This is a genomic window from Variovorax sp. Varisp53 (assembly GCF_059491555.1).
Genome location: NZ_CP168512.1, coordinates 4,626,509 through 4,649,523, shown reverse-complemented (window position 1 = coordinate 4,649,523; position 23,015 = coordinate 4,626,509). Strand labels below are relative to the sequence as shown.

Here is a 23,015-nt window from a genome sequence, read left to right as displayed (position 1 = left end):
CAGGTACCGTGCCCCAGAACAATGGAGCAGCAAGGATGATCGATGTCGACCTGAAGCTCACGGTAGCCGACGGCAGTCGACGCTTCGATCTGGCCGTGCGTTTCGCAACGGACGTGCCCTTCGCCGCGCTCTACGGCCCTTCGGGTGCAGGCAAGTCGCTGACCCTGCAGGCCATTGCCGGCCTGCTGCATCCCAGTGCCGGCCACGTGCGGCTCGACGGCCGCACGCTGTACGACGCGGCCCAGGGCATCGACGTGCCCGCGCCGGCGCGGCGAATCGGCTACCTGTTCCAGCACTACGCACTGTTCCCGCACCTGAGCGTGCGCGAAAACGTGGGCTTCGGCTTGACCGCATGGCACCGTCGCAAGCCGGCCGCGCAAGACGCCGAGCGCGTACAGGCCCTGCTCGAAAGCTTCGGCCTCGCCGCACTGGCCGACAGCCGGCCGCAGAACCTCTCGGGCGGCCAGCAGCAGCGCGTGGCGCTCGCGCGCGCGCTGGCCTGCGAGCCGCAGGTGCTGCTGCTCGACGAACCCTTCGCCGCACTCAACCCCATGCTGCGCGCGGAGTTGCGTAACGAACTCGCGCAAGTGCGCAGGCAATGGGGCATTCCCGTGCTGATGATCACGCACGACATCGAGGACGTGCTCGCACTGGCTGACGTGGCCTTCGTCTACAAGGACGGGCAGGTGGTGCGCGAGATCGACTTGCACAACGCCCAGAGCCGCGACTTTGCGTTGCGGGATATCGCTGGTGTGCAGGATGCCGAAGACACGCCGCTGCGCAGCAAGTTGCGCAGACTGCTGATGCAGGACGCACGCGGTTGACGATCGTGTATCGCATACGCGATACAATTTGGCGATGAAAACCGCCACCATCCCTTCTGTGCGTGTGGAGCCCGAGTTTCGGGACGAAGTCGAGCAGGTACTCGGCGAGGGCGAGTCCTTGTCGCAGTTTGTCGAGGCTGCGGTGCGCGCTTGCGTTTCGCAGCGAAAGAGTCAGGCCGAATTCATTGCGCGCGGCATGAAATCGCTGGCCAGCGCGCGCCGCAGCGATGAATACTTCGATGCAGGCGAGGTGATGCGTCGCCTCAAGACAAAACTCGATTCGGCGAAGAAGCAGCAGAGTCAGGCGCGCCGGTGAGTTATGCGGTCCGGTTTACCCGGGAGGCGGCCGAAGACCTTGAACGCCTGTACGACTTCGTGATCGAGCGGGAGCTCGCCAGGGGTGGTGATCTGGCATTGGCCGCCCGCGCCCTCGAGGCCATCGAAAACGGCATTGCCGCGCTCAGTTTTTCACCATTTACTTGCCGCAAGGCGGGCGACAGCCCATTCATTCGCGAACTCGTGATTCCATTCGGCGGAAGCGGTTACGTTGCATTGTTCGAAATTGAGGCGAACGACTCGATCGTCGTCGCCGCTGTCAGGCACCAGCGAGAAGACGACTACCACTGAGCGAGGATGCATGCCGCTGCGGCGGTGCCCTTCATTTCCTTTTTGAATCACCGCATGTCCCGATTCAATTTGACGCTCTGAAGGCCCACGGCGAACACTCGCTGCCATGAGCAGTGAGCAGAAGATCGAGTTTTACAAGGGCCCCGCGGGCGGTTGGGGCGCGTTGCGCAGCGTGACCAACGCGCTGCTGCGGCAGGACATTCCCATCAAGGGCGCGAAGACGCTGCTCTCGGCCAACCAGCCCGACGGTTTCGACTGCCCCGGCTGCGCATGGCCCGACCGCAACCATGCCTCCACGTTCGAGTTCTGCGAGAACGGCGTCAAGGCCGTGGCCGCCGAAGCCACCGCGCGGCGTGCCGGCCCGGAACTCTTTGCAAAGCACACCGTGGCGCAACTGGCCGAGCAGAGCGATTTCTGGCTCGAAGACCAGGGCCGCCTCACGCACCCGATGGCCTACGACGCGGCCAGCGACAAGTACGTGCCGATCGAATGGGACGACGCCTTCGCGCGCATTGCGAAGCACCTGAACGCGCTGCCCGACCCGGACCAGGCCATCTTCTATACCTCGGGCCGCGCGAGCAACGAGGCCGCCTTTCTCTACCAGCTGTTCGTGCGCGAGTACGGCACCAACAATTTTCCCGACTGCTCGAACATGTGCCACGAGCCCAGCGGCAGCGGCATGCGCCCGCAGTTCGGCGTGGGCAAGGGCACGGTCACGCTCGATGACTTCGAGAAGGCCGACGCGATCTTCATCTTCGGCCAGAACCCCGGCACCAACCATCCGCGCATGCTCGGCGAGCTGCGCGCGGCCTCGAAGCGCGGCGCGCGCATCGTGAGCTTCAACCCGCTGCGCGAGCGCGGGCTGGAGCGCTTTGCCGATCCGCAGGACAAGCTCGAGATGGCCACCATGGGCTCCACGCCCATCAGCACGCACTACTTCCAGCTGCGCGTGGGCGGAGACTTCGCCGCCGTCAAGGGGATGATGAAGCACGTCATCGAGCGCGAGGACGAAGCCATGGCGCGCGGCGAGCCTCCGGTGCTCGACCATGAATTCATCGCCACGCACACCACCGGCTTCGAAGCGCTGGCGGCCGACCTGCGTGCCGAGTCGTGGGACATCCTGGTGCAGGAGTCGGGCCTGAGCGAAGCGCAGATCCGCGCCGCGGCCGACGTGTACCTGGGTGCGAAGAGGGTCATCGCCTGCTGGGGCATGGGCATCACGCAGCACCAGCATTCGGTGGCCACCATCCAGATGATCGGCAACTGGCTCATGCTGTGCGGCCACATGGGGCGCGAAGGCGCGGGCGCCTGCCCGGTGCGCGGCCACAGCAACGTGCAGGGCGACCGCACCATGGGCATCTGGGAAAAGCCGCCTGCCGCGCTGCTCGACCGGCTGCAGCAGGTGTTCGGTTTCGAGCCGCCGCGCCGCAATGGCGTCGACACGGTCGAGGCCATACAGCTCATGCTCGAGGGCAAGGGCAAGGTGTTCTTCGCGCTCGGCGGCAACTTCGCGGCGGCCACGCCCGACACCTACCAGACCTGGAAGGGCCTGCAGAAGTGCGATCTCACGGTGCACGTGACCACCAAGCTCAACCGCAGCCACGTGATCCACGGGCGCGAGGCGCTGATCCTGCCGTGCCTGGGACGCACCGAGATCGACATGCAGGCCGGCGGCCCCCAGGGCGTGACGGTGGAAGACTCGATGAGCATGGTGCACATCTCGATGGGCATCAACCCGCCCGCATCGGAGCACCTGCTGTCCGAGCCGGCCATCGTGGCACGGCTCGCCGCGGCCACCCTCGGCGCGCGCAGCGGCACGCCGTGGCTGTCGCTGATCGAAGACTACGCGCGCATCCGCGACAAGATCGAAGCCGTGTTCGACGACTTCAAGGATTTCAACGCGCGTGTCGCGCACCCCGGCGGCTTCCGCCTGCGCAACACCGCGAGCGAGCGGGTGTGGAACACCGCATCGAAGAAGGCCGTGTTCTTCACGCACGCCGTGCCGCTGGACACCCATTCGCACCGCGCCCGCGCGCGCTTTGCGAAGAAGGGCGACACCATCGTCTTCACGCTGCTGACCACGCGTTCGCACGACCAGTACAACACCACCATCTACGGAATGGACGACCGCTACCGCGGCGTGTTCGGCCAGCGTCGCGTGGTCTTCATCAACGCCGAGGACATTCGGGCGCTGGGCATGAAGGACGGCGACTGGGTCGATCTGCAGACGGTGTGGAACGACGGCCAGGAGCGCCGCGCCGACCGCTTCAGGCTGGTGGCCTACGACATCCCGCGCGGCAACCTCGCGGCGTACTACCCCGAAACGAACCCGCTGGTGCCGCTGTCGTCGGTGGCGGAGAACGCGGGCACGCCGACTTCCAAGTCCATTCCCGTGGTGCTGGTGCCGCACGAACTGCCGATCCAGAAACTGGCGGAGGACGAGGCCGCTGCGGAGGCGCTCGAATGAGCGCATTGCTCGAAGACAGCCTGTCCGTGGCGATCCTGCGCATGCTCGCGCAGGCGCCGGACGACGCTGGCGTCTCGCTGCCGCGCCTGGGCAAGCGGCTCGGGCAGGGCGCGAGCGTGCTGATGCGCCGGCTCACGCTGATGGGCGATGCGGCCATTGGCGGCGTGCGCGGCCCCGGCTGGGTGCGCGTGGTGCAGCACGACGACCGCTGGGTGGCACACCTCCAGGCGCCCGGACGGGCCCAGGTGCAAACGCTGCCGCCCCTTGCGGACGAAAACCGCGACTGAGCAGACAATGGCAGGCCCACCCGGAGCCACCATGTCGAAGCCAGACCTCGCCAATCTCGCCGATCCCGAAGACACCCTGCCGCCGCTCTCGCGGCATGCCGTGCATGTCTTCGGTGAGCGCGGCGTTGCGCCCGAAGGCGTGGTGCGCGACGACACGCTGGCGGCCGAAGTGCCGGTGGCGCTGGTGTTCAACGGCGTCTCGCACGCGGTGATGATGGCCACGCCGCAAGACCTCGAAGCCTTCGCGCTCGGCTTCGCACTGAGCGAAGGCATCCTCGACACCGCGGCCGATTGCCGCGGCATCGAGGTGCGCACGGTCGATGCCACCGACGCGGGGCTGCCCGAAGGCATGCCCGGCATCGAGGTGCAGCTCGAGATTTCCACGCGCAGCTTCGAGCGCCTGAAAGACCGCCGCCGCAGCCTCGCGGGCCGTACCGGCTGCGGCGTGTGCGGTGTCGAGAGTTTCGCGGGGCTGGACCTCACGCCGCAGCGCGTGCCGCAGCGCGACTGGATCGAGCGCATCGATCTGGCCACCGTGCTGCGCGCCTTCGCCGCCATGCCGCCGCGCCAGATCCTCAACGCCGAAGCCGGCGCGATCCACGCTGCCGCGTGGGCCACGGTCGGCGGTGAACTCACCGACCTGATGGAAGACGTCGGCCGCCACAACGCGCTCGACAAGCTGCTCGGCAAGCTCGCGCTGGCGGGCCGCCTCGAGGAGCCGGGTTTCGTGCTGATGTCCAGCCGCGGCAGCCACGAGCTTGTGCGCAAGTGCGCGCGCCTGGGCATTGCGGCGATGGCGACCATCTCTGCGCCGACCTCGATGGGCGTGCGCATGGCCGAGCTCAGCGGTCTGCGTTTCTGGGGCCTGTGCCGCGCACCGCGCGGCGTGCTCTATGCCGACGGGCTCGCGGGTTCGCCGAGCGCCAGCACCGCATCGGCCACCGCCTCGATGCCCTGATCCGACAGGTCGGGCGCCGCCACGCGCTGGCGCTGCGCCCAGGCGCGGAAGTGCAGCTCCTGCGATTTCTGGTAGTGCGGGTCGTAGTGCAGCGCCATCAGTTCCGCGAACAGGTGCGGCAGGTCGGCCTCGTGTGCCCACTGCTGCCAGCGCGCCACCGTTTCCTTGCCCTGCAGTTCCTTCAGCACGCCGAGCTTGTCGGCCAGCGCGTTGCGGTCGTCGCCCAGGTAGGCGTAGTCGCGCAGCAGGTAGGCCAGGCGTGCCTCGGGCGTGGCGGACACCTCGATGCACGGCGCCGCGCGCATCTGCGCCACCAGCGACAACGGCAGCGACAGCCGCCCGATGCGGATGCTCTCGCCCTCGACGTACAGCGGGCGCGACAGGTCGATGGTTTCGAGCACGGCCGCGATGCGCGTCTCGAAATGCTTTTGCGACGGCTGCGGTACGCCCGGCAGCGAACCCAGCAGCGAGCCCTTGTGGCTGGCGAAATCTTCGAGGTCGAGCACCTGCGCACCGCGCGCGGCCAGCGCATGCAGCACGCGGGTCTTGGCGCTGCCGGTGGCGCCGCAGATCACGCGCAGGTCGAGCTTGGGCGTTAGTGTGTCGATTTGCGAGATCACGTGGCGGCGAAAACTCTTGTAGCCGCCCGCGAGTTGCTGTGCGTCCCAGCCGACGAGACGAAGCCACGTGACCATCGAGCCGCTGCGCATGCCGCCACGCCAACAGTAGACCAGCGGCTTCCAGTTCTCGGGCCGGTCGGCCAGCGTCTCGCGCAGGTGCCTGGCGATGTTGGCCGCGACCATCGCTCCGCCGATGCGCCGGGCCTCGAAGGCGCCGGTCTGCACATAGACGGTGCCGACGATGTGGCGCTCCTCGTCGTCGAGCACGGGGCAGTTGATGGCGCCGGGAATGTGGTCGAGCGCGAACTCGGCCGGCGAGCGGGCGTCGATCAGCGTGTCGAAGGCGTGGCGGTCGGCGACTCGTACGGGCTGGCGGTGACTCATGGCTGGAACCTCATGGTGTCGATTGTCGGTCTTGCTGTTCGGGGCGCTTGCACAGGCCACCGGGTGCTCCCCTCCGCGAATGTCCCCCGCCCTTCGGGCTCCTCCTTTATTTCGCTGCGGGGAGCACCCGGTGTCCTGTGCACGAGGGCACGCTGCTGGTTTGCGGCCGATCAATCAGTGCTCTGAACGATCACGCCGGCGGGGTGCCTTGCGCAGCGAAATAAAGGAGGAGGCCGCAGGCCGGGGGACATTCGCGGAGCAAGGTACCCCGTCGGCGTGATCGCACCCCTGACCGGGAGCACATCAAGCGTAAGCAGGCCCCAGTCCCTTGCGCAACCGAGCGCTGGCAAGGTCGACAAAGGTGACCAGCACGAACATCGCGATGAGCACCGTCATCGCCTGCTGCTGCTGGAAGATCGACAGGTGAAAGTACAGCAGCTGCCCCAGCCCGCCGCCGCCCACGAAGCCCAGCACGGCCGCCATGCGGATGTTCATCTCCCATCGGTAGAGCGTGTAGGCCACCCATTGCGGCAGCACGATGGGCAGGCTGGCGTAGCTGAAGGCGGTGACCGCGTTGGCGCCCGAGAGCGTCAGCGCATGCTCGGGCTCGCGCGGCGCGTTTTCCAGTGCTTCGGCGAACAGGCGGCCCAGCACACCCGTGGTGTGCAGCGACAGGGCCAGCGCGCCGGCGAATGGGCCGATGCCCGCGGCCAGCACCATCAGCGCGGCCCACACGAGTTCGGGCACGCTGCGCAGGAAGTTCAGGACGAAGCGCGCCACGTGGCTTGGCAGCCAGCCGGTGCGGCCCGATGCAGGCAGCGCAAGCACCGCTCCCGCAATGGCCGCCAGCACCGTGCCTAGGGCCGACACCGCCAGCGTCTGCAAGGCACCGTTGCCCACCTTGGCGAGGAAGTCCGGCGAGTGGTCGGGCGGGAAGAACTCGGCGATGAACTTGCCCATGAGCCGGAGCGACTCCGACGAGCCGAGCGCGCGGTAGTCGATGCCCAGGTAGACAAAGCTCGCGACCACCGCCGCGCCGATCAGCAGCAGCGCGATGCGGCAGCGCCAGCACGGCGGCGGGCGCGGGGGCAGCGGCGCGGTCATGCCAGCAGCCTCCGCAACGCATTGCTCAGCAGGTCGGCCAGCAGCACCAGCGCGAGGAACACCAGCAGGATGCTGCTGGCCTCGCCGCCGTTGAGCATCTTCATCGACTGGTCCATCAGCTGCCCCAGCCCGCCAGCGCCCACGAAGCCCATCACCACCGAGGCGCGCACGGCGCATTCCCAGCGGTAGACGGTGTACGAAGCCAGTTCCTGCGCTGTGTTCGGCAGCAGGCCGTAGCACAGCGCCACGACCCGGCCGCTGCCGCTTTCGAGCAGGGCGCGCGCGGGGCGCGTGTCGGTCGATTCGAGGATCTCCGCGTAGACCTTGCCCAGCATGCCGCCGTAGGTGATGGCCAGCGCCAGCACGCCCGAGGCCGGGCCGAGCCCGAGCGCGCGCACGAACAGCAGCGCCCAGACGATTTCCGGAATGGCGCGCAGCACCATCAGCAGCCAGCGCGCGGCCTGCCGCACGATGCCCGCCTGCACGCGGCCGGGCCCGGGGCCGATGCGCGAGATCGAAAGCGCGCGCGTCGTCACGAAGCCGAGCGGCGCACCGATCAGCAGCGCCAGTGCGGTGCCGGCCGTGGCCATGGCCAGCGTTTCGAGCGTGGCCTTGAAGAGCATCGCGAGGAATGCGGGCGAGCCTTCGGGCGGAAAGAAGCCCGCCAGGAATCCGCCGATGACGGCGAGGTTGCCGCTGCCGAACAGTGCCCACGGCTTGAACTCCGACAGCGCCAGCATCGGCCACGCGATGACGAGCGCGGCGAGCCATCCGGCCAGCCGGCGCGCCGCATGCGGGTCGCGCTGCGCGATGGCGTTCGAGGTCAAGGGCAGTCCGGCCGGTGGAAGGCCGCCTCCATCGCAGCGCCCGCCGGCAGCGGCCGCTGCGTGGCGATGCCGCCTTCGCTCGCATACAGCGCGTCGAGCATCGCGGCCGTGACCTGCGTGGCAGGCAGGTCGAACATCACCTGCCCGTTGCGCATGCCGACGATGCGCGGGAACCAGCGCAGCGCCAGGTCCACCGCATGCAGCGAGGCCACCAGCGTGGCCCCTGTCGATTCGCTTTGCGCAACGAGCTGGCCGACGGCGGCATCGGCCAGCGTGGGGTCGAGCGCGGACACGGGTTCATCGGCCAGCAGCAGGGCGGGGCGCTGGTACAGGGCGCGCGCGATGCCGACGCGCTGCAGCTGCCCGCCCGAGAGGCGGTCGCAGCGGTCGAACAGGCGGTCTTCCATGGCCAGCCGCGACAGCGCTTCGTGTGCGCCGGCAATGTCCGACGGATAGAACAGCGAGCCCAGCGCGCGCAGCGTGGACCATTCGCCGAGCCGGCCCGCGAGCACCGCGGTGACCACGCGCAGGCGCGGCGCGATCGGCGGCGCCTGGTGCACGGTGCCGATGCGGGTGCGCAGCTTCTTCAGCGCTGCGGCCGGCAACTGCCAGGGCTGTGCGCCCAATGCCTGCACTGCGCCCTCCGTCGGCCGCAGCGCCGCACCGAGTACGCGCAGCAGCGTGGTCTTGCCGGCGCCCGAAGGGCCGATGACGGCGATGCGTTCGCCGTCCTGCGCGGCGAGCGTCACTCCGACCAACGCGCGCTGGCCGTTGGCGTGGACCACGCCGATGGCATCGAGGGAGAAGCTCACGCTGTGGGGCTTTCGGGGGGCGCCCCCGCCTTCCACAAACTCACTTGATCAAACCCGCCGACTTCCCCGCCGTCTCGATCCCGTCGTAGTTCGACGCCTTCGTCGGGATGAACTTGCTCGCGCGCTGCAGCGCCATGATTTCCTTGTGCGCGGGGTTCGCCGGATCGAGCTTCAGGAACGCGTCGGTCAGCTTCTTCTGCAGCGTGGCGTCCATGCCCGGGCGCACCGTCCAGTTGTAGTCGTAGTAGGTCGGCGTGGTCGCCAGCACGCGCACCTTGGCGGCATTGGGGTTCTTCGATTCGACCAGCTTGTCCCACACCGACGCGTTGAGCACGCCCGCTTCGGCGCGCGACGCGGCCACGAAGGCCACGGTGGCGTCGTGCGCGCCCGAGAACGCGACGGTCTTGAAGTCCTTCTCGGGGTTGATGCCGGCCTGCAGCAGGAAGTAGCGCGGCATCAGGCTGCCCGAGGTCGACGAGGGCGCGCCGAAGGCGAAGGTCTTGCCCTTCAGGTCTGCCAGGGTCTTCGCGGTGCTGTCCACCGGCACGATGAACTTGCTGGTGAACACCTCGTCTTCCGCGCGCTGCACGATCGGCACCGCGCCGCCGTTGGTGCGGATGCGCGCCTGCACGAAGGTGAAGCCGCCGAGCCAGGCCAGGTCGATCTTGTTGGTGGCCAGGCCTTCGACCACTGCGGCGTAGTCGGTCACGGGCGTGAACTGCACGTCCATGCCGGTTTCCTTCTTGAGGTAGTCGCCCAGCGGCGTGAACTTGCGCTGCAGCTCGGTGGGCGCCTCGTCGGGAATGGCCGAGACGCGCAGCACGCCCTGGGCGAGCGCGCCGAAGCTGGCGACGGAAACGGCGAGCGCGAGCGCCAGCTGGGTGAGAGTTGTCTTCTTCATGGATGTGCCTCGAAAACGTGCAGCGGGTGCGGGAAAGGTAAGGACGGGATTGTAGAAAGCGGGGCCGCTTCGATAATCGGCCCATGAACCCAACGCTCATGAACCCGCTCGCGCCCTTGCGCCTCACGAGCTTTTCGCATGGTGGCGGCTGCGGCTGCAAGATCGCGCCCGGCGTGCTGTCGCAGATCCTGAAGAACCACGCCGGCGGCATGATTCCGCCCGAACTCATGGTGGGCATCGAGACCGCCGACGACGCGGCCGTCTACAGGCTCAACGACCAGCAGGCACTGATCGCGACCACCGACTTCTTCATGCCCATCGTGGACGACCCCTACGAGTTCGGCCGCATCGCCGCGACCAACGCCATCAGCGACGTGTACGCGATGGGCGGCCGGCCGATCATGGCGCTGGCCCTGGTGGCCATGCCGATCAACCAGCTGCCGGTGGAAGTCATCGCGGAGATCGTGCGCGGCGGGCAGGACGTGTGCCGCGCGGCCGGCATCCCGATCGCGGGCGGCCACACCATCGATTCGGTCGAGCCGATCTACGGCCTCGTCGCAATGGGGCTGGTGCACCCGGATCGCGTGCGGCGCAACGCCGATGCGAAGGCGGGCGACGTGCTGGTGCTGGGCAAGCCGCTGGGCGTGGGCGTGTTGTCGGCCGCGCTCAAGAAGGAGCAGCTCTCCGAGACGGGCTACCGCCAGCTGATCGAGAACACGACGAAGCTCAACACGCCGGGCATCGCGCTGTCGGCGCTCGACGGCGTGCACGCACTGACCGACGTCACGGGCTTCGGGCTGGCGGGCCACACGCTCGAACTGGCGCGAGGCGCGAAGCTGACGGCAGTGGTCGAGTGGTCGAAGGTGCCGTTGCTCGACAACGTGGTGGCGATGGCTGGCGCGGGATTCGTGACTGGCGCCTCGGGGCGCAACTGGGCGGGCTATGGCACCGAGGTCGAACTCGCAGCCGGCCTGCCGGCCACTGCGCAGAACTTGCTGAGCGATCCGCAGACATCGGGCGGCCTGCTCGTGAGCTGTGCGCCGGAAGCGGTCGATGCAGTGCTGAAGATCTTCCGCGACGAAGGCTTTGCGCGAGCGGCAGTCATAGGCCGTGTGGAGGCTGGCGAACCCTCGTTGCGCGTGATTTCGTAGGCCCCGGCATTTCTCCCTCCCCTTCCGGGGGGGCAGGGGTGGGGCAAGCGGCGCTCGATAACCGGATCTGGCGGCCGGCGCTACTTGGGCGCCGCAGCGTCGCCGCCGCTCGGCGCGGGTGCCGCGCCGCCGGAGGAACTGCCGCCATTCGGGCCGCTCATGCCGCCGACACCGGAGTCGGCGGGCCTGATGCCCGCCGGGCTCGCGCCGGTCACCTTCGGTGCGGGGGGTTTGGGATCGCAGGCACTGGCCAGCACACCTGCAACCAGGCACAGGCCGACGATCTGCAAGCGCTGGCATCGTGGCATAGACACTCCTTGAGAAAGGATGGTCCGACAAACAAACAGGCTGTTTTTCTTGCCTCGTCCGTCGCTCGCCGAATGCCCGGTTTGCGACAGAACGGGGCGTGTTTGCCGCATCATGCGGCAGCATCCTGTCGGGATCAAGGGGCGCAAGGGCGCAATAACCCTTGGAGCCGGCCGTGCCCCCGACTGTCGGCTATCGTTCGCGCCATGAATGCCTCCCTTCGCCTGGGTTGGCGCACGCTCTGGCGCGACCTGCGCGCCGGCGAGTTGCGCCTGTTGATCGTCGCCGTGCTGCTGGCCGTGGCTGCGCTCACGGCCGTCGGCTTCTTCGCCGACCGGCTGCAGGGTGGGCTGAAGCGCGATGCGCGCCAGTTGCTGGGCGGCGATGCGGTGATCGTCAGCGACAACCCGACCCCCGCGGCCTTCGTGGCGCAGGCCAGGGCGCTCGGCCTGGAAGGTTCCGGCACCTACGGCTTTCCGACCATGGCCCGGGCCGAAGACGCGCAGGGCGGCGCCAGCAAGCTGGTGGCGCTCAAGGCCGTGGCCGCGGGTTATCCGCTGCGCGGCAGCCTTTTGACCTCGGCCACCCTCGAAGGCCCTGGCAAGGCCACGCGAGACATCCCACTGCCGGGCGAGGTGTGGGTCGATGCCTCGCTGCTCGACGCGCTCGCGCTCAAGGTCGGCGACACGCTGCTGCTCGGCGATGCCGGCCTGCGCGTCGGCCGCGTCATCACGCTGGAACCCGACCGCGGCGCCGGCTTCATGAGCTTCTCGCCGCGCGTGATGATCAACCAGGCCGACGTCGCGCGCACCGCACTCGTGCAGCCGGCCAGCCGCGTCGGCTACCGCTATGCGGTGGCGGGCAGCGACGCGGCGGTGAAGCGCTTTTCCGACTGGGCCGACGCCACCATCAAGAAGGGCGAGCTGCGCGGCGTGCGGCTCGATTCCTTCGAGAGCGGCCGGCCCGAGATGCGCCAGACGCTGGATCGCGCCGAGAAATTCCTGAGCCTGGTCGCGCTGCTCGCCGCGCTGTTGTCGGCCGTGGCCGTGGCGCTGGCCGCGCGCGGCTTTGCGGCCAGCCACCTCGACGACTGCGCGATGCTGCGCGTGCTGGGCCAGAGCCAGCGCACCATCGCCGTCGCCTATGCCTTCGAGTTCGCGGTGATCGGCATCGTGGCCAGCGCGCTGGGCGTGGCGATCGGCTTCGCGGTGCACTACGTTTTCGTGCTGCTGCTGGCCGGGTTGGTCGAAACCGCGCTGCCCGCGGCCACAGCGTGGCCGGTGGCCTTCGGGCTGGGCATGGGGCTCACGCTGTTGTTCGCCTTCGGCCTGCCGCCGGTGCTGCAGCTGGCCCGCGTGCCGCCGCTGCGCGTGATCCGGCGCGACGTGGGCGGCCTCAAGCCCGCTTCGCTCGCGGTGCTGGGTGTCGGCGTCGCGGGATTCGCGGCGCTGCTGATGGCGGCGAGCAGCGACATCAAGCTGGGCCTCATTGCCGTCGGCGGCTTCGCGGGCGCGGTGGCCGTGTTCGCGCTGCTGAGCTGGCTCGCTGTGAAGGTGCTGCGCCGCAGCGTCAACGAAACCACCGCGCCGCGCTGGCTGGTGCTGGCCACGCGGCAGATCTCGGCGCGGCCGGCGTATGCGGTGGTGCAGGTCAGTGCGCTGTCGGTGGGGCTGCTGGCGCTGGTGCTGCTGGTGCTGCTGCGCACCGACCTCGTCGCGAGCTGGCGCCAGGCCACGCCGCCCGACGCGCCGAACCGCTTCGTCATCAACGTCATGCCTGACCAGAGCGACGCCTTCCAGAAGTCGCTGCGCGACGCGGGCGTGCGCAAGTTCGACTGGTATCCCATGATCCGCGGCCGCCTCGTGGCCATCAACGACAAGCCGGTGTCGCCCGACGACTACGCCGAGGACCGCGCCAAGCGGCTGGTGGACCGCGAGTTCAACCTCAGCAACAGCGTGGCCGCGCCCGCGCACAACAGCATCACGGCCGGCAGGTGGACGCCCGACGCGACCGGCGAGGTGAGCGTGGAAGAGGGCCTGGCCGAGACGCTGGGCCTGAAGCTCGGCGACTCGCTGCGCTTCGACATCGGCGGCATGCAGAGCGAGGCGCGGATCACCTCGCTGCGCAAGGTCGACTGGGGTTCGATGCATGCCAACTTCTTCGTCATGTACACGGTGGCTTCGCTGGCCGACGTGCCCACCACCTACATGGGCGCCTTCCGCGCGCCCGAGACGCGAGGCTTCGACAACGCGCTGGTGCGCAGCTATCCGAACGTCACCAACGTGGACATGAGCGCCACCATCAACCAGGTGCAGCGCGTGCTCGACCAGGTGATCCGCGCGGTCGAATTCCTGTTCGGCTTCACGCTCGCGGCCGGGCTGGTGGTGCTGTTCGCGGCTGTCACGGCCACGCGCGAGGAGCGCGCGCGCGAGTTCGCGGTGATGCGCGCGGTGGGCGCGCGCGCCAGCCTGCTGCGGCAGGTGCAGCGCGCAGAGCTGGCGGGTGTCGGGCTGCTCGCGGGTTTTCTTGCGAGCATCGTGGCCTCGGCGATCGGCTGGGCGCTGGCGCGCTATGTGTTCGAGTTCACGTGGAGGGCCTCGCCCATCGTGCCGGTGGCCGGTGCGCTGGCCGGCGCGGTGCTCGCGCTGGGAGCCGGATGGTGGGGCCTGCGCGACGTGCTGCGCCGCCCGGTGGTCGACACGCTGCGCCGCGCTGCCGAGTAGCAAACTTTTTCTTCGGATGCGGGCCGGACGGGGCCGGGGAATGCAATACATTCCCCGGCCCCGTATTCAATTCAGAAGAAGCTTTCTACATGCGCTTGGCGTCATTCCAGATCACCAACTTTCGCTCGATCAACGACAGCGGCCTCATCGATTCCACACAGCAGATCACGGCGATCCTCGGACGGAATGACAGCGGCAAATCGAACCTGCTGCGCGCACTCCACAGCCTGAACCCGGCAGAGGGCCTGGCCGAACTCAGCCCCATCAAGGACTTTCCGCGCCACCGGCGGCTTGAGGAGTGCACTGGCGATACGCCGGTCGTCTTCACGCGCTGGCGCCTCGACGAAAGCGAGCAGGCTGAACTGGCCGGGATCCTCCCGCGCGCGTCAGGCGTGCGCTACGTCACGGCGGCCCGCGGCTATGCCACCGTGCGCCGGGCCGGGCTCGAAGGGCTCAGTGCGCTGTCGCTCGACGTGAGCGACATCAAGGGCAAGGTCCGCAAGATCGTGCCGGCCGTCAAGGCCGCCGCCGAGAAGGTCGCCGAGGAAGCGAAGGCGACGCTGGAGCAGGAGGCCGACACCTTCGACGCCGCGATGATCATGAGCCCCGACTACATCAAGTGGTCGGCTGGCGCGGTGCAGGCGGCGCAGGCCTTGCGCAAGGCGCTGGCCGTGGCGCGCGCCGAACTCAGCGACAAGCAGGAGCAGATGCTGGCCGAGCTCGAGGACATGGCCCTGTCCATCGCCAACGACGCGCCCGCGCTCGCCCGCGCGCAGGCCTGGGTGCTCGAGAAGCTGCCGCGCTTCATCTACGTCGACGAATACCCGACGCTGCCCGGCCGCCAGAACATCGCCGAGTACCTGGGGCGCGAGGGCTGGGGCCAGCTCACGCCCGAGCAGCAGAGCTTCGGCAGGCTGTGCAAGGTCGCGGGGCTCGACCTGCGGCAGCTGCAGGCCCTGCTGGAGAAGAACGACCAGGCCACGCGCAACCAGCTCGTCAACCGCGCCGGCTCGGTGGTGACCGCCGAGATCCGCCGCCTGTGGAAAGACCGGGCGCTGAAGGTGCGCTTCAACCTCGACGGGCAGTATCTCGACACGCTGGTGTCGGACCCGAACGGCGCCTACGAAGTCGAAGTGAACCTGGAGGAGCGCAGCCGCGGCTTCCAGTGGTTCTTCTCGTTCTACATCGCGTTCTTCGCCGACACCCGGGGCGGCCGTGCGGAAGACGCGATCCTGCTGCTGGACGAGCCGGGCCTGCACCTGCATGCCCATTCGCAGGCGGATCTGCTCGCGCATTTCGAGAAGGACTTCGGCAACCAGATCGTCTACACCACGCACTCGCCGTTCATGGTGCCCGTGCACCGGCTCGACGCGGTGCGCACGGCCAGCCTGGACGAAGCCACCGGCACGACGGTGAGCAACACCGCGCAGGGGGATGCGCGAACGTTGTTTCCGCTGCAGGCCGCACTGGCGCTGGGCCGGATGCGGAGCGAGCCCGCGAAGGCGCCGCCGCAGGAGGCGCGCGTCGAACGCTCCGAAGCGCCGGCCAGCACCATGAATGAAGAGGCTGCCTAACAGGCACCGGCCGCCTGCTCAAGCGCCTGCGACCAAGCGTCGCATGAGCAGGCCTTTCAAATCTCTTCGTGTATCGCAGACGACGTGGATGTAGGCAGTGTCTGCTCTCACTTCGTAAATGATGCGATTCATGCCCGCGATGACTTGCCGGTATTGGGCCGCGTTCAGGTTTTCGAGCTCTTCGGGAATCCGGCCTGCCTGCGGATGTGCTTCGATCATCGCGACGGACTTCCTGATCTTCCCGTAGCTGGACGCCCAGGCCTCCGTGCCGAAATTCTTGATTACGTAGCGCCTCAGGTCCTTCAGGTCGGTTTCTGCGGAGCGCAGGAACACAACTTTCATTGCGCGTCTGCTGCGTCTTCTTGGTCCAGATCGGCAAATACGTCCGTTGCGGACCGGAACTGGCCCTGTTCGATTTCCCTGTTGCCGAGTGCCAGGACCTTGAGAAGCGCGAGCGTGGCTTCTTGCTCTTCGTAGGAGCGAACGTCCATCACGACGAGCTTGGCTTCACCATTCTGGGTAATGAGCAAGGGTTCGCGGGTATCGGAGAGAGTCTTCACGATGTCCGCGGCGTGGCTCTTGAGATAGCTGATGGGCTTGACTTGAGTTGAAAGATTCATGGCGCGTCATCCCGGTGCCGTTGTCGATCGGACTCATTATGGTCCGAATTCAGTCCGACTCATCGCGCCGGAGCTTTGTACGCTCTTCCTGTCCAATAGCGCCATGGAAAACCCACCCCACGACCTTGCGGAACGCCTGACCGAACTCGAAATCAAGTCGAGCTACGCCGAAGACCTGCTCGACCAGTTGAACATGACGATCTACCGCCAGCAGCAGCAGATCGACCGGCTGATCCTGCAAGTCACCCAGCTCCGGGAGCAGAGCCAGAACGTGGCGCAGGATGGCTCGGCGCGCAACCCGCGCGACGAGCTGCCGCCGCACTATTGAAGGCAGGTCAGCCGTGCGAGTGCCAGAGCACGGCGAAGAAATGGCAGGTGCTGCCGGCCAGCACGAACAGGTGCCACACCGAATGGGCGAAGCGCACCTTGTTGTCAAACAAGAAGACCACGGCCCCAGCCGTATAGAAGAGCCCGCCGGCCACGAGCCAGCCCAGCCCCGCCGGCGACATGCGCTCGTACAGCGGCACCGCCGCCATCAGCGCCATCCACCCCATTGCCACATAGAGCCCGGTCGACCACAGTGGATGCTGGAGCCGGTTGAACAGCTTGGCGCTCACGCCCAGCACGGCCGCCGCGCAGATGGCGCCGAACAGGGTCCACCCCAGCGGACCGCGCAGCACGCCGAACACGAAGGGCATGTAGCTGCCCGCGATGAACAGGTAGATGGCCGCGTGGTCCAGCCGGTTGAACCAGGCCTTGGCGCGACCCATGGGCAGTGCGTGGTACAGCGTGGAGATCAGGTACAGCACGATGGCCGTGCCCGCGAACAGGCAGGCGCCGACTATGCCCGCGGCCTGCCCCTTCTGCGCCGCGCTGTAGACCAGGATGGGCAGCGCGGCGATGGCCAGCGCCAGGCCCAGGCCGTGGCTCAGGGCGTTGAAGAGCTCCTCCATCGCCGTCTGGTTGCGTGCCGCCAGGGCGGAGGTGCGTGGCGAAGTTTGCGTCCGGGAAAGGGCTGTCATCGGGACCTCATGCGAGTTGGATGGTTGGGCTGCTCGGCTACTTGACCTGCTGCTTGCCCAGCTTGCGCGCCAGCGTGCGCCGGTGCATGCCGAGCCTGCGCGCGGTCTCCGAGATGTTGAAGCCGGTTTCGGCCAGCGTCTCGTGGATGCGCTCCCATTCAAGCGTCTTGATCGAGGTGGAGCGGTTGGTCAACTCCACCTCGGTGGTGCCGGTGGCGCGGCCGAAGGCGGCCTCGATGTCGTCGGTGTTCGACGGCTTGGCAAGATAGTGGCAGGCGCCGAGCTTGATTGCTTCCACCGCGGTGGCGATGCTGGCGAAGCCCGTCAGCACCACGATCAGCATCTTGGGGTTGTGCCGGTGCAGCATCTGCACGCAGGCCAGGCCCGAGGCCTCGCCGTTGAGCTTGAGATCGACCACCGCGTAGCCCGGCGATGAGGTGGCGAGCAGCGCCTCGACGTCTGCGAGGTTGCTGGCGAGCGCCACGGCATAGCCGCGCCGCTCGAAGGAGCGGCCGAGCGTGCGCGCGAAGGCGTCGTCGTCCTCGACGATCAGCAACTGGCGCTCAGCTCCGGTTTCGGTCATGGCCTTCCGTTTCGATGGTCTCGCCGGCGAGGACTTCTTCGTCCTCTGCTTCCTCTTCTTCCAGCACGATGGCCGCGAGCGGCAGCGTGATCGTCACGATCGCGCCGCCCTCGGGCCGGTTGGCCGCCGCGACGCGGCCGCCCACGGTGCGCGCCACGTTGACGACCAGGAACAGCCCCAGCCCGCCGCCGGGGCGTCCCTTGCTCGACTGGTAGGGCTTCCCGAACTCCTTCAGGATGGCCGGCAGGAAGCCGGGGCCCGCGTCGGTGACCGTGATCGTCAGCGCGTCGGCGTCATGCGCCGCCTCGAGGCGCAGCCAGTGCGGCGACGCCTCCAGCGCATTGTCGAGCACGTTGCAGATCATCTGCTTCAGCGCCGAGTCCGAGACCATGGGCAGGTCGCGGCCGAAGCGGTTGTCGTATTCGAAATCTTCCACCGGGCGGGTGGTGCGCCACTCTTCGATCAGGTCGTCGAGGAAGGTGCTGACGGTGGTTTCCTCGGAAGACTCGCCGCGCGCCTCGCCGGCCGACAGCAGGATGCCGCTCACGATGCTCTTGCAGCGCTGGATCTGCAGCTCCATCTCGGCCACCTCGGTCAGCAGCTCGGGGTCGGAGCTGAAGTGCGGCAGCCGGCGCCAGTCGCCGAGGATCACGGCCAGCGTCGCCAGCGGTGTGCCCAGCTCGTGCGCCGCGCCCGAGGCCAGCAGGCCCATGCGCACGATGTGTTCTTCCTCCGAGGCGCGCTGGCGCAGGTCGGCCAGCCGCGCGTCGCGCGCGCGCAGGTTGCGGCTGATGCGGGTGATGAAGATCACGAGCAGCGCCGCGTTCAGCGCGAAGCACACCAGCATGCCCTGGACGAAGGGGCTCCAGAGGCCGCGGTCGTGGTCCAGCGGCAGCGCGAGCGGGCGCGAGAACAGCGCCAGCCCGGCGAAGCAGATGCTGGTGATGACCACGATGGTCCAGGTCGACCATGGCTTCAGCAGCACCGCGCCCAGCGTCACCTGCAGCAGGAACAAAAACACGAAGGGGTTGGTGGCGCCGCCGCTCAGGTAGAGCTGCGCGGTGAGCGTGGCCACGTCGACCAGCAGCGCGAGGAACAGCTCGCCGTTCGCCACGCGCCGGTGGTTGCGCGAGCGCAGCAGGCTGACCATGTTGAAGAGCGCCAGGCAGGCCAGCACCTGCAGCATGTGGTCCAGCGGCAGGCGGATCGCGAAGCCGTAGTGCACCACCAGGATGGTGACTACCTGCCCGACCACGGCGAACCAGCGCAGCTGGATCAGCTGCTGCATGTTCTGGTGGCCGGTGGCGTTGTCGAGGCTCGCGACACCGGCGCGGGGGGCGTGCAGCTCCCCTGCGATCGCCTCAATCGCGGCGGGCATCTTCGGCGGGGCGGGTGTCGGCATGGGCCGCATTTTCGCTGCGCCGCACGAACCAGGCGGCGATCAGCACCATCAGCGCCAGGCCATACCAGGTCAGGGCATAGACGAGATGGCTGTTGGGGAAGGCGATGACCGTGAGGCCGGCAGCGGGCCACGCGGGGGTGTCGGCGTTGGCCATGGCTTGCGCGGGGGGCGCCTCGGCATCGACGAAGTAGGGCGCGACGTCGTTCAGGCCGCGCGCCGCGGCGATGGCCTGCACGTCGCGCGAGAACCAGCGGTTGCTAGCCGGATCGTTCTTGCGCAGGAAGCCGCCCTTGGGCTCGGTCAGGCGCAACAGGCCGGCGACGGTGGTTTCGCCCTGCGGCTCGGGCGCGGTGCGGGCCGGGCGCTCGCGCGCCTCGGGTGGCACGAAGCCGCGATTGACCAGCACCACGGTGCCTTCGGTCGTGCGCAGCGGGGTCAGCACCCAGAAGCCCGCGCCGAGCTTCGTGCTGGCCTGCACCAGCGTTTCCTTGTCGTGGAGGAAGGTGCCGGCGAGGCGGACATGCCGGTATTCGTCGTTGGCCGCGTTGACCGTGGGCCATTCGGTTCGCCCTGGAGCCGTGGCGGCCGGGGCATGCACGCGCTGGTCGACGCGGGCGATGAGATCGAGCTTCCAGGCCCTGCGCTCGACCTGCCAGGTGCCGAGCGCGAAGAAGCCGGCAAAGGCGAGTGCGGCGCAGACCGCCAGCGCTACCCGCGCCACCCGCGAGGTATCGGAGCGCTGGCACGCGGCCTGCTGCGCCATCAGGGCATGTTCTTCATGTCGTGCATCGAGTGCGGCATCATGTTGGTGTTCATGTGGTACATGACCCACAGCGAACCGGCCAGCGTGATGACCACGAGCACCAGCGTGAAGATCAGCGCCAGCATGTTCCAGCCGCCTTCGGACTTGGCGTCCATGTGCAGGAAGTACACCATGTGCACCACGATCTGCACCACGGCAAAGGCCAGGATGACCAGCGCGGTGGTGCCGGGCTTGTCGAAGACCTTGCCCATCACGATCCAGAACGGAATGGCGGTGAGGATCACGGCCAGCACGAAGCCGGTCATGTAGCCCTTGAAGGTGCTGTGGCTCACCGGGCCGTCGTCGTGGCCGTGGTCGTCATGGCCATGGGCGCCATGGCCGGCGGTTTCGATATGCGCGCTCATTGCAGCGATCCCATCAGGTACACGAAGGTGAAGACGCCGATCCAGACCACGTCCAGGAAGTGCCAGAACATCGACAGGCACATCAGGCGGCGGCGGTTGGCGGCGGTGAAGCCGTGCTTGGGCAGCTGGATCATCAGCACAATGAGCCAGACGATGCCGAAGGTCACGTGCAGCCCGTGGGTGCCCACCAGCGCGAAGAACGACGACAGGAAGGCGCTGCGCTGCGGGCCGGCGCCTTCGTGGATCAGGTGCGCGAACTCGTACAGCTCCAGGCCGATGAAGCCCGCGCCCAGCAGGCCGGTGATGGCCAGCCAGACCAGCACGCCGCCCATGCGGCGCTGCTGCATCTGGAGCACAGCGAAGCCGTAGGTGATGGACGAGAACAGCAGCAGCGAGGTGTTGATCGCCACCAGCGGCAGGTCGAACAGGTCGGCGCCCGAGGGGCCGGCTGCGTAGCTGCGGCCCAGCACGCCATACACCGCGAACAGGCAGGCGAAGACCAGGCAGTCGCTCATCAGGTAGAGCCAGAACCCGAGCAGCGTGCCGTTCTCGGGGTGGTGGTCTTCGTTGCGGACGTTGAACACCTCGAAGGTGGGCACGCTCGAGGCGTTGCCCACGGTGTTCGCGTGGCTGGAGGGGAGGGCGGTACTGTTAAGCATGGGCGGCCAGCAGGCGCGTGCGCGCGTCTTCGGTGCGAACGACTTCATCCGCCGGGATGTGGTAGTCGCGCTTGTAGTTGAAGGTATGGATGATCACGGCGGCGAGCATGGAGAAGAAGCCGATGCCGGCCACGAGCCACATCTGCCAGATCAGCGCGAAGCCGCACACCGCCGCCAGCGCGGCGATGATGAAGCCGGCGGCCGTGTTCTTGGGCATGTGGATCGGGCTGAAGCCTTCCACCGGACGCTCGTAGCCGCGGGCCTTCATGTCGGACCAGGCGTCGTTGTCATGGATGCGCGGCGTGAACGCGAAGTTGTAGGCCGGCGGCGGCGACGAGGTCGACCACTCCAGCGTGCGGCCGTTCCACGGGTCGCCCGTGGTGTCGCGCAGCGACTCGCGGCGGATGTAGCTCACCACCAGCTGGATGATGAACGAGCCGATGCCCAGCGCGATCAGCACGGCGCCGAAGGCGGCGACCTGGAACCAGATCTGCAGCGACATGTCCTGGAAGTGGTTCATGCGGCGCGTGACGCCCATCAGGCCCAGGATGTACAGCGGCATGAAGGCGAACCAGAAGCCGACGATCCAGAACCAGAACGAGCACTTGCCCCAGAACGGATCGAGCTTGTAGCCGAAGGCCTTCGGGAACCAGTAGGTGATGCCTGCGAGCATGCCGAACAGCACGCCGCCGATGATCACGTTGTGGAAGTGGGCGATCAGGAACAGGCTGTTGTGCAGCACGAAGTCGGCCGGGGGAACGGCCAGCAGCACGCCGGTCATGCCGCCGATCACGAAGGTGATCATGAAGCCGATGGTCCACATCATGGGCAGTTCGAAGCGGATGCGGCCGCGGTACATGGTGAAGAGCCAGTTGAAGATCTTCGCGCCCGTCGGGATCGAGATGATCATCGTCGTGATGCCGAAGAACGAGTTCACGCTGGCGCCCGAGCCCATGGTGAAGAAGTGGTGCAGCCACACGAGGTACGACAGGATCGTGATCACGACCGTGGCGTACACCATCGAGGCGTAGCCGAACAGGCGCTTGCCGGAGAAGGTCGAGACCACTTCCGAGAAGATGCCGAAGGCCGGCAGGATCAGGATGTACACCTCGGGGTGGCCCCAGATCCAGATCAGGTTCACGTACATCATGGCGTTGCCGCCGAGGTCGTTCGTGAAGAAGTTGGTGCCGACGTAGCGGTCGAGCGACAGCAGGGCCAGCACGGCGGTCAGCACCGGGAAGGCGGCGACGATCAGCACGTTGGTGCACAGGGCGGTCCAGGTGAAGACGGGCATCTTCATCATGGTCATGCCGGGCGCGCGCATCTTCACGATGGTCGCCAGCAGGTTCACGCCGGACAGCAACGTGCCCACCCCCGCTATCTGCAATGACCATATGTAGTAGTCCACCCCCACGTCGGGGCTGAAGAGGATGCCCGACAGCGGCGGGTAGGCCAGCCAGCCCGTCTTGGCGAACTCACCGACGAACAGCGACGCCATTACGAGGCCGGCGCCGAAGGTGGTCATCCAGAAGCTGAAGTTGTTCAGGAACGGGAAGGCCACGTCGCGCGCGCCGATCTGCAGCGGCACCACGAAGTTCATGAGGCCCGTGACCAGCGGCATCGCCACGAAGAAGATCATGATCACGCCGTGGGCGGTGAAGACCTGGTCGTAGTGGTGCGGCGGCAGGAAGCCGGCGTTGTCGCCGAAGGCCATGGCCTGCTGGGCCCGCATCATCAGGGCGTCGGCGAAGCCGCGCAGCAGCATCACCAGGCCCAGGATGATGTACATGATGCCGATCTTCTTGTGGTCGATGCTGGTGATCCAGTCGCGCCACAGCATGCCCCACAGCTTGAAGTAGGTCAGTGCGCCCAGCACGGCGATGCCGCCCAGCACCACGCCGGCGAAGGTCGCGAGCAGGATGGGTTCGTGGAAGGGAATCGCCTCCCAGGAGAGGCGGCCGAAGACGAGCTTCGTCAGGTCTAGGTTCTGCAACATC

The 23,015-nt window shown here is 67.7% G+C and carries 25 protein-coding genes; 10 read left to right on the top strand and 15 right to left on the bottom strand.

The window, feature by feature from the left end:
• Window positions 1–35 precede the first annotated feature (35 nt).
• The 6 genes from ACEOAB_RS21715 to fdhD all read left to right on the top strand — a co-directional run bounded on the left by ACEOAB_RS21715 (window position 36) and on the right by fdhD (window position 5,163).
• Window positions 36–824 carry an ABC transporter ATP-binding protein gene (locus ACEOAB_RS21715; RefSeq protein ID WP_413750728.1) on the top strand — a complete coding sequence of 263 codons (789 nt, stop codon included), beginning with the start codon at window positions 36–38 and terminating at the stop codon, window positions 822–824.
• A gap of 34 nt (window positions 825–858) precedes the next feature.
• Complete coding sequence (locus ACEOAB_RS21710) at window positions 859–1,140, top strand: YlcI/YnfO family protein (protein ID WP_413750729.1); 282 nt, start codon at window positions 859–861, stop codon at window positions 1,138–1,140.
• A complete protein-coding gene (locus ACEOAB_RS21705) occupies window positions 1,137–1,451 on the top strand; it encodes a type II toxin-antitoxin system RelE/ParE family toxin (RefSeq protein ID WP_413750730.1) in 315 nt (104 codons plus the stop codon). Before ACEOAB_RS21710 ends, ACEOAB_RS21705 begins: the two co-directional genes overlap by 4 nt.
• A 106-nt stretch (window positions 1,452–1,557) precedes the next feature.
• Window positions 1,558–3,918: an FdhF/YdeP family oxidoreductase gene (locus ACEOAB_RS21700; RefSeq protein ID WP_413750731.1), complete on the top strand. Its 2,361-nt coding sequence runs from the start codon at window positions 1,558–1,560 to the stop codon at window positions 3,916–3,918.
• Window positions 3,915–4,205 (top strand): hypothetical protein, encoded by a 291-nt coding sequence (locus ACEOAB_RS21695; RefSeq protein ID WP_413750732.1) that lies wholly within the window; start codon window positions 3,915–3,917, stop codon window positions 4,203–4,205. The genes ACEOAB_RS21700 and ACEOAB_RS21695 overlap by 4 nt, the downstream gene beginning before the upstream one ends.
• Before the next feature lie 31 nt (window positions 4,206–4,236).
• Window positions 4,237–5,163: a formate dehydrogenase accessory sulfurtransferase FdhD gene (fdhD, locus tag ACEOAB_RS21690; protein WP_413750733.1), complete on the top strand. Its 927-nt coding sequence runs from the start codon at window positions 4,237–4,239 to the stop codon at window positions 5,161–5,163.
• Here the strand turns inward: fdhD and mnmH are convergent.
• From mnmH to ACEOAB_RS21665, 5 genes are all read right to left on the bottom strand, one after another.
• Window positions 5,097–6,167: a tRNA 2-selenouridine(34) synthase MnmH gene (gene mnmH / locus ACEOAB_RS21685; protein ID WP_413750734.1), complete on the bottom strand. Its 1,071-nt coding sequence runs from the start codon at window positions 6,165–6,167 to the stop codon at window positions 5,097–5,099. The genes fdhD and mnmH overlap by 67 nt on opposite strands.
• A gap of 303 nt (window positions 6,168–6,470) precedes the next feature.
• Window positions 6,471–7,271 (bottom strand): phosphonate ABC transporter, permease protein PhnE, encoded by an 801-nt coding sequence (gene phnE / locus ACEOAB_RS21680; protein ID WP_413750985.1) that lies wholly within the window; start codon window positions 7,269–7,271, stop codon window positions 6,471–6,473.
• Window positions 7,268–8,098, bottom strand: coding sequence for a PhnE/PtxC family ABC transporter permease (locus tag ACEOAB_RS21675; RefSeq protein ID WP_413750984.1), 831 nt, complete (start codon window positions 8,096–8,098; stop codon window positions 7,268–7,270). The genes phnE and ACEOAB_RS21675 overlap by 4 nt, the downstream gene beginning before the upstream one ends.
• Window positions 8,095–8,910, bottom strand: coding sequence for a phosphonate ABC transporter ATP-binding protein (locus ACEOAB_RS21670; protein ID WP_056593838.1), 816 nt, complete (start codon window positions 8,908–8,910; stop codon window positions 8,095–8,097). The genes ACEOAB_RS21675 and ACEOAB_RS21670 overlap by 4 nt, the downstream gene beginning before the upstream one ends.
• Window positions 8,911–8,950: 40 nt before the next feature.
• On the bottom strand, window positions 8,951–9,811 hold the full coding sequence (locus ACEOAB_RS21665; RefSeq protein ID WP_413750983.1) for a putative selenate ABC transporter substrate-binding protein: 861 nt from the start codon (window positions 9,809–9,811) through the stop codon (window positions 8,951–8,953).
• Between the two features lie 83 nt (window positions 9,812–9,894).
• On the opposite strand from ACEOAB_RS21665, the gene selD reads away from it, so the two are divergent.
• Window positions 9,895–10,962, top strand: coding sequence for a selenide, water dikinase SelD (selD, locus tag ACEOAB_RS21660; RefSeq protein ID WP_413750982.1), 1,068 nt, complete (start codon window positions 9,895–9,897; stop codon window positions 10,960–10,962).
• An 80-nt stretch (window positions 10,963–11,042) separates the two neighbouring features.
• Here the strand turns inward: selD and ACEOAB_RS21655 are convergent, their stop codons facing one another.
• The gene (locus ACEOAB_RS21655; RefSeq protein ID WP_495653106.1) at window positions 11,043–11,270 is read right to left on the bottom strand and encodes a hypothetical protein; all 228 of its coding nucleotides are present in this window, start codon (window positions 11,268–11,270) and stop codon (window positions 11,043–11,045) included.
• 204 nt (window positions 11,271–11,474) lie between these two features.
• On the opposite strand from ACEOAB_RS21655, the gene ACEOAB_RS21650 reads away from it, so the two are divergent.
• Both ACEOAB_RS21650 and ACEOAB_RS21645 read left to right on the top strand, forming a co-directional pair.
• On the top strand, window positions 11,475–13,991 hold the full coding sequence (locus ACEOAB_RS21650) for an ABC transporter permease (protein WP_495653105.1): 2,517 nt from the start codon (window positions 11,475–11,477) through the stop codon (window positions 13,989–13,991).
• A gap of 89 nt (window positions 13,992–14,080) precedes the next feature.
• The gene (locus ACEOAB_RS21645; RefSeq protein ID WP_413750835.1) at window positions 14,081–15,565 is read left to right on the top strand and encodes an AAA family ATPase; all 1,485 of its coding nucleotides are present in this window, start codon (window positions 14,081–14,083) and stop codon (window positions 15,563–15,565) included.
• Window positions 15,566–15,583: 18 nt separating this feature from the next.
• Here ACEOAB_RS21645 and ACEOAB_RS21640 read toward each other — a convergent pair whose 3' ends face one another.
• Together ACEOAB_RS21640 and ACEOAB_RS21635 are read right to left on the bottom strand one after the other, a co-directional pair.
• Window positions 15,584–15,907, bottom strand: a complete 324-nt coding sequence (locus ACEOAB_RS21640; RefSeq protein ID WP_056593821.1) for a type II toxin-antitoxin system RelE/ParE family toxin — start codon at window positions 15,905–15,907, stop codon at window positions 15,584–15,586.
• Window positions 15,904–16,185 carry a type II toxin-antitoxin system Phd/YefM family antitoxin gene (locus ACEOAB_RS21635; RefSeq protein ID WP_056593818.1) on the bottom strand — a complete coding sequence of 94 codons (282 nt, stop codon included), beginning with the start codon at window positions 16,183–16,185 and terminating at the stop codon, window positions 15,904–15,906. Before ACEOAB_RS21635 ends, ACEOAB_RS21640 begins: the two co-directional genes overlap by 4 nt.
• A gap of 103 nt (window positions 16,186–16,288) precedes the next feature.
• Between ACEOAB_RS21635 and ACEOAB_RS21630 the strand changes: the two genes are divergently transcribed.
• On the top strand, window positions 16,289–16,513 hold the full coding sequence (locus ACEOAB_RS21630) for a SlyX family protein (RefSeq protein ID WP_056593815.1): 225 nt from the start codon (window positions 16,289–16,291) through the stop codon (window positions 16,511–16,513).
• Window positions 16,514–16,520: 7 nt separating this feature from the next.
• Here the strand turns inward: ACEOAB_RS21630 and trhA are convergent, their stop codons facing one another.
• The 7 genes from trhA to cyoB are packed head-to-tail and all read right to left on the bottom strand — an operon-like array spanning window position 16,521 to window position 23,014.
• Window positions 16,521–17,207 carry a PAQR family membrane homeostasis protein TrhA gene (gene trhA / locus ACEOAB_RS21625; protein ID WP_413750834.1) on the bottom strand — a complete coding sequence of 229 codons (687 nt, stop codon included), beginning with the start codon at window positions 17,205–17,207 and terminating at the stop codon, window positions 16,521–16,523.
• A 37-nt stretch (window positions 17,208–17,244) separates the two neighbouring features.
• Entirely contained in the window at window positions 17,245–17,790 is a 546-nt protein-coding gene (locus ACEOAB_RS21620; RefSeq protein ID WP_413750833.1) for a response regulator transcription factor, read from the bottom strand.
• The gene (locus ACEOAB_RS21615) at window positions 17,771–19,168 is read right to left on the bottom strand and encodes an ATP-binding protein (RefSeq protein ID WP_413750832.1); all 1,398 of its coding nucleotides are present in this window, start codon (window positions 19,166–19,168) and stop codon (window positions 17,771–17,773) included. Before ACEOAB_RS21615 ends, ACEOAB_RS21620 begins: the two co-directional genes overlap by 20 nt.
• Window positions 19,152–19,955 carry an SURF1 family protein gene (locus tag ACEOAB_RS21610; protein ID WP_495653104.1) on the bottom strand — a complete coding sequence of 268 codons (804 nt, stop codon included), beginning with the start codon at window positions 19,953–19,955 and terminating at the stop codon, window positions 19,152–19,154. Before ACEOAB_RS21610 ends, ACEOAB_RS21615 begins: the two co-directional genes overlap by 17 nt.
• Window positions 19,955–20,359 carry a cytochrome o ubiquinol oxidase subunit IV gene (gene cyoD / locus ACEOAB_RS21605; RefSeq protein ID WP_007839253.1) on the bottom strand — a complete coding sequence of 135 codons (405 nt, stop codon included), beginning with the start codon at window positions 20,357–20,359 and terminating at the stop codon, window positions 19,955–19,957. Before cyoD ends, ACEOAB_RS21610 begins: the two co-directional genes overlap by 1 nt.
• Window positions 20,356–21,018 (bottom strand): cytochrome o ubiquinol oxidase subunit III, encoded by a 663-nt coding sequence (cyoC, locus tag ACEOAB_RS21600; protein WP_056594488.1) that lies wholly within the window; start codon window positions 21,016–21,018, stop codon window positions 20,356–20,358. The genes cyoD and cyoC overlap by 4 nt, the downstream gene beginning before the upstream one ends.
• The gene (gene cyoB / locus ACEOAB_RS21595; RefSeq protein ID WP_056593802.1) at window positions 21,011–23,014 is read right to left on the bottom strand and encodes a cytochrome o ubiquinol oxidase subunit I; all 2,004 of its coding nucleotides are present in this window, start codon (window positions 23,012–23,014) and stop codon (window positions 21,011–21,013) included. Before cyoB ends, cyoC begins: the two co-directional genes overlap by 8 nt.
• Window position 23,015 lies beyond the last annotated feature (1 nt).

What these genes read in the sequence shown, in the direction of transcription:
- cyoD (WP_007839253.1), bottom strand. Translation starts at nt 20,359, where the DNA reads ATGAGCGCGCATATCGAAACCGCCGGCCATGGCGCCCATGGCCATGAC.
- fdhD (WP_413750733.1), top strand. Translation starts at nt 4,237, where the DNA reads ATGTCGAAGCCAGACCTCGCCAATCTCGCCGATCCCGAAGACACCCTG.
- ACEOAB_RS21610 (WP_495653104.1), bottom strand. Translation starts at nt 19,955, where the DNA reads ATGGCGCAGCAGGCCGCGTGCCAGCGCTCCGATACCTCGCGGGTGGCG.
- phnE (WP_413750985.1), bottom strand. Translation starts at nt 7,271, where the DNA reads ATGACCGCGCCGCTGCCCCCGCGCCCGCCGCCGTGCTGGCGCTGCCGC.
- ACEOAB_RS21640 (WP_056593821.1), bottom strand. Translation starts at nt 15,907, where the DNA reads ATGAAAGTTGTGTTCCTGCGCTCCGCAGAAACCGACCTGAAGGACCTG.
- ACEOAB_RS21620 (WP_413750833.1), bottom strand. Translation starts at nt 17,790, where the DNA reads ATGACCGAAACCGGAGCTGAGCGCCAGTTGCTGATCGTCGAGGACGAC.
- ACEOAB_RS21700 (WP_413750731.1), top strand. Translation starts at nt 1,558, where the DNA reads ATGAGCAGTGAGCAGAAGATCGAGTTTTACAAGGGCCCCGCGGGCGGT.
- ACEOAB_RS21695 (WP_413750732.1), top strand. Translation starts at nt 3,915, where the DNA reads ATGAGCGCATTGCTCGAAGACAGCCTGTCCGTGGCGATCCTGCGCATG.
- trhA (WP_413750834.1), bottom strand. Translation starts at nt 17,207, where the DNA reads ATGACAGCCCTTTCCCGGACGCAAACTTCGCCACGCACCTCCGCCCTG.
- ACEOAB_RS21650 (WP_495653105.1), top strand. Translation starts at nt 11,475, where the DNA reads ATGAATGCCTCCCTTCGCCTGGGTTGGCGCACGCTCTGGCGCGACCTG.
- cyoC (WP_056594488.1), bottom strand. Translation starts at nt 21,018, where the DNA reads ATGCTTAACAGTACCGCCCTCCCCTCCAGCCACGCGAACACCGTGGGC.
- ACEOAB_RS21635 (WP_056593818.1), bottom strand. Translation starts at nt 16,185, where the DNA reads ATGAATCTTTCAACTCAAGTCAAGCCCATCAGCTATCTCAAGAGCCAC.
- ACEOAB_RS21630 (WP_056593815.1), top strand. Translation starts at nt 16,289, where the DNA reads ATGGAAAACCCACCCCACGACCTTGCGGAACGCCTGACCGAACTCGAA.
- cyoB (WP_056593802.1), bottom strand. Translation starts at nt 23,014, where the DNA reads ATGTTGCAGAACCTAGACCTGACGAAGCTCGTCTTCGGCCGCCTCTCC.
- ACEOAB_RS21655 (WP_495653106.1), bottom strand. Translation starts at nt 11,270, where the DNA reads ATGCCACGATGCCAGCGCTTGCAGATCGTCGGCCTGTGCCTGGTTGCA.
- mnmH (WP_413750734.1), bottom strand. Translation starts at nt 6,167, where the DNA reads ATGAGTCACCGCCAGCCCGTACGAGTCGCCGACCGCCACGCCTTCGAC.
- ACEOAB_RS21715 (WP_413750728.1), top strand. Translation starts at nt 36, where the DNA reads ATGATCGATGTCGACCTGAAGCTCACGGTAGCCGACGGCAGTCGACGC.
- ACEOAB_RS21665 (WP_413750983.1), bottom strand. Translation starts at nt 9,811, where the DNA reads ATGAAGAAGACAACTCTCACCCAGCTGGCGCTCGCGCTCGCCGTTTCC.
- ACEOAB_RS21615 (WP_413750832.1), bottom strand. Translation starts at nt 19,168, where the DNA reads ATGCCCGCCGCGATTGAGGCGATCGCAGGGGAGCTGCACGCCCCCCGC.
- ACEOAB_RS21645 (WP_413750835.1), top strand. Translation starts at nt 14,081, where the DNA reads ATGCGCTTGGCGTCATTCCAGATCACCAACTTTCGCTCGATCAACGAC.
- ACEOAB_RS21710 (WP_413750729.1), top strand. Translation starts at nt 859, where the DNA reads ATGAAAACCGCCACCATCCCTTCTGTGCGTGTGGAGCCCGAGTTTCGG.
- selD (WP_413750982.1), top strand. Translation starts at nt 9,895, where the DNA reads ATGAACCCAACGCTCATGAACCCGCTCGCGCCCTTGCGCCTCACGAGC.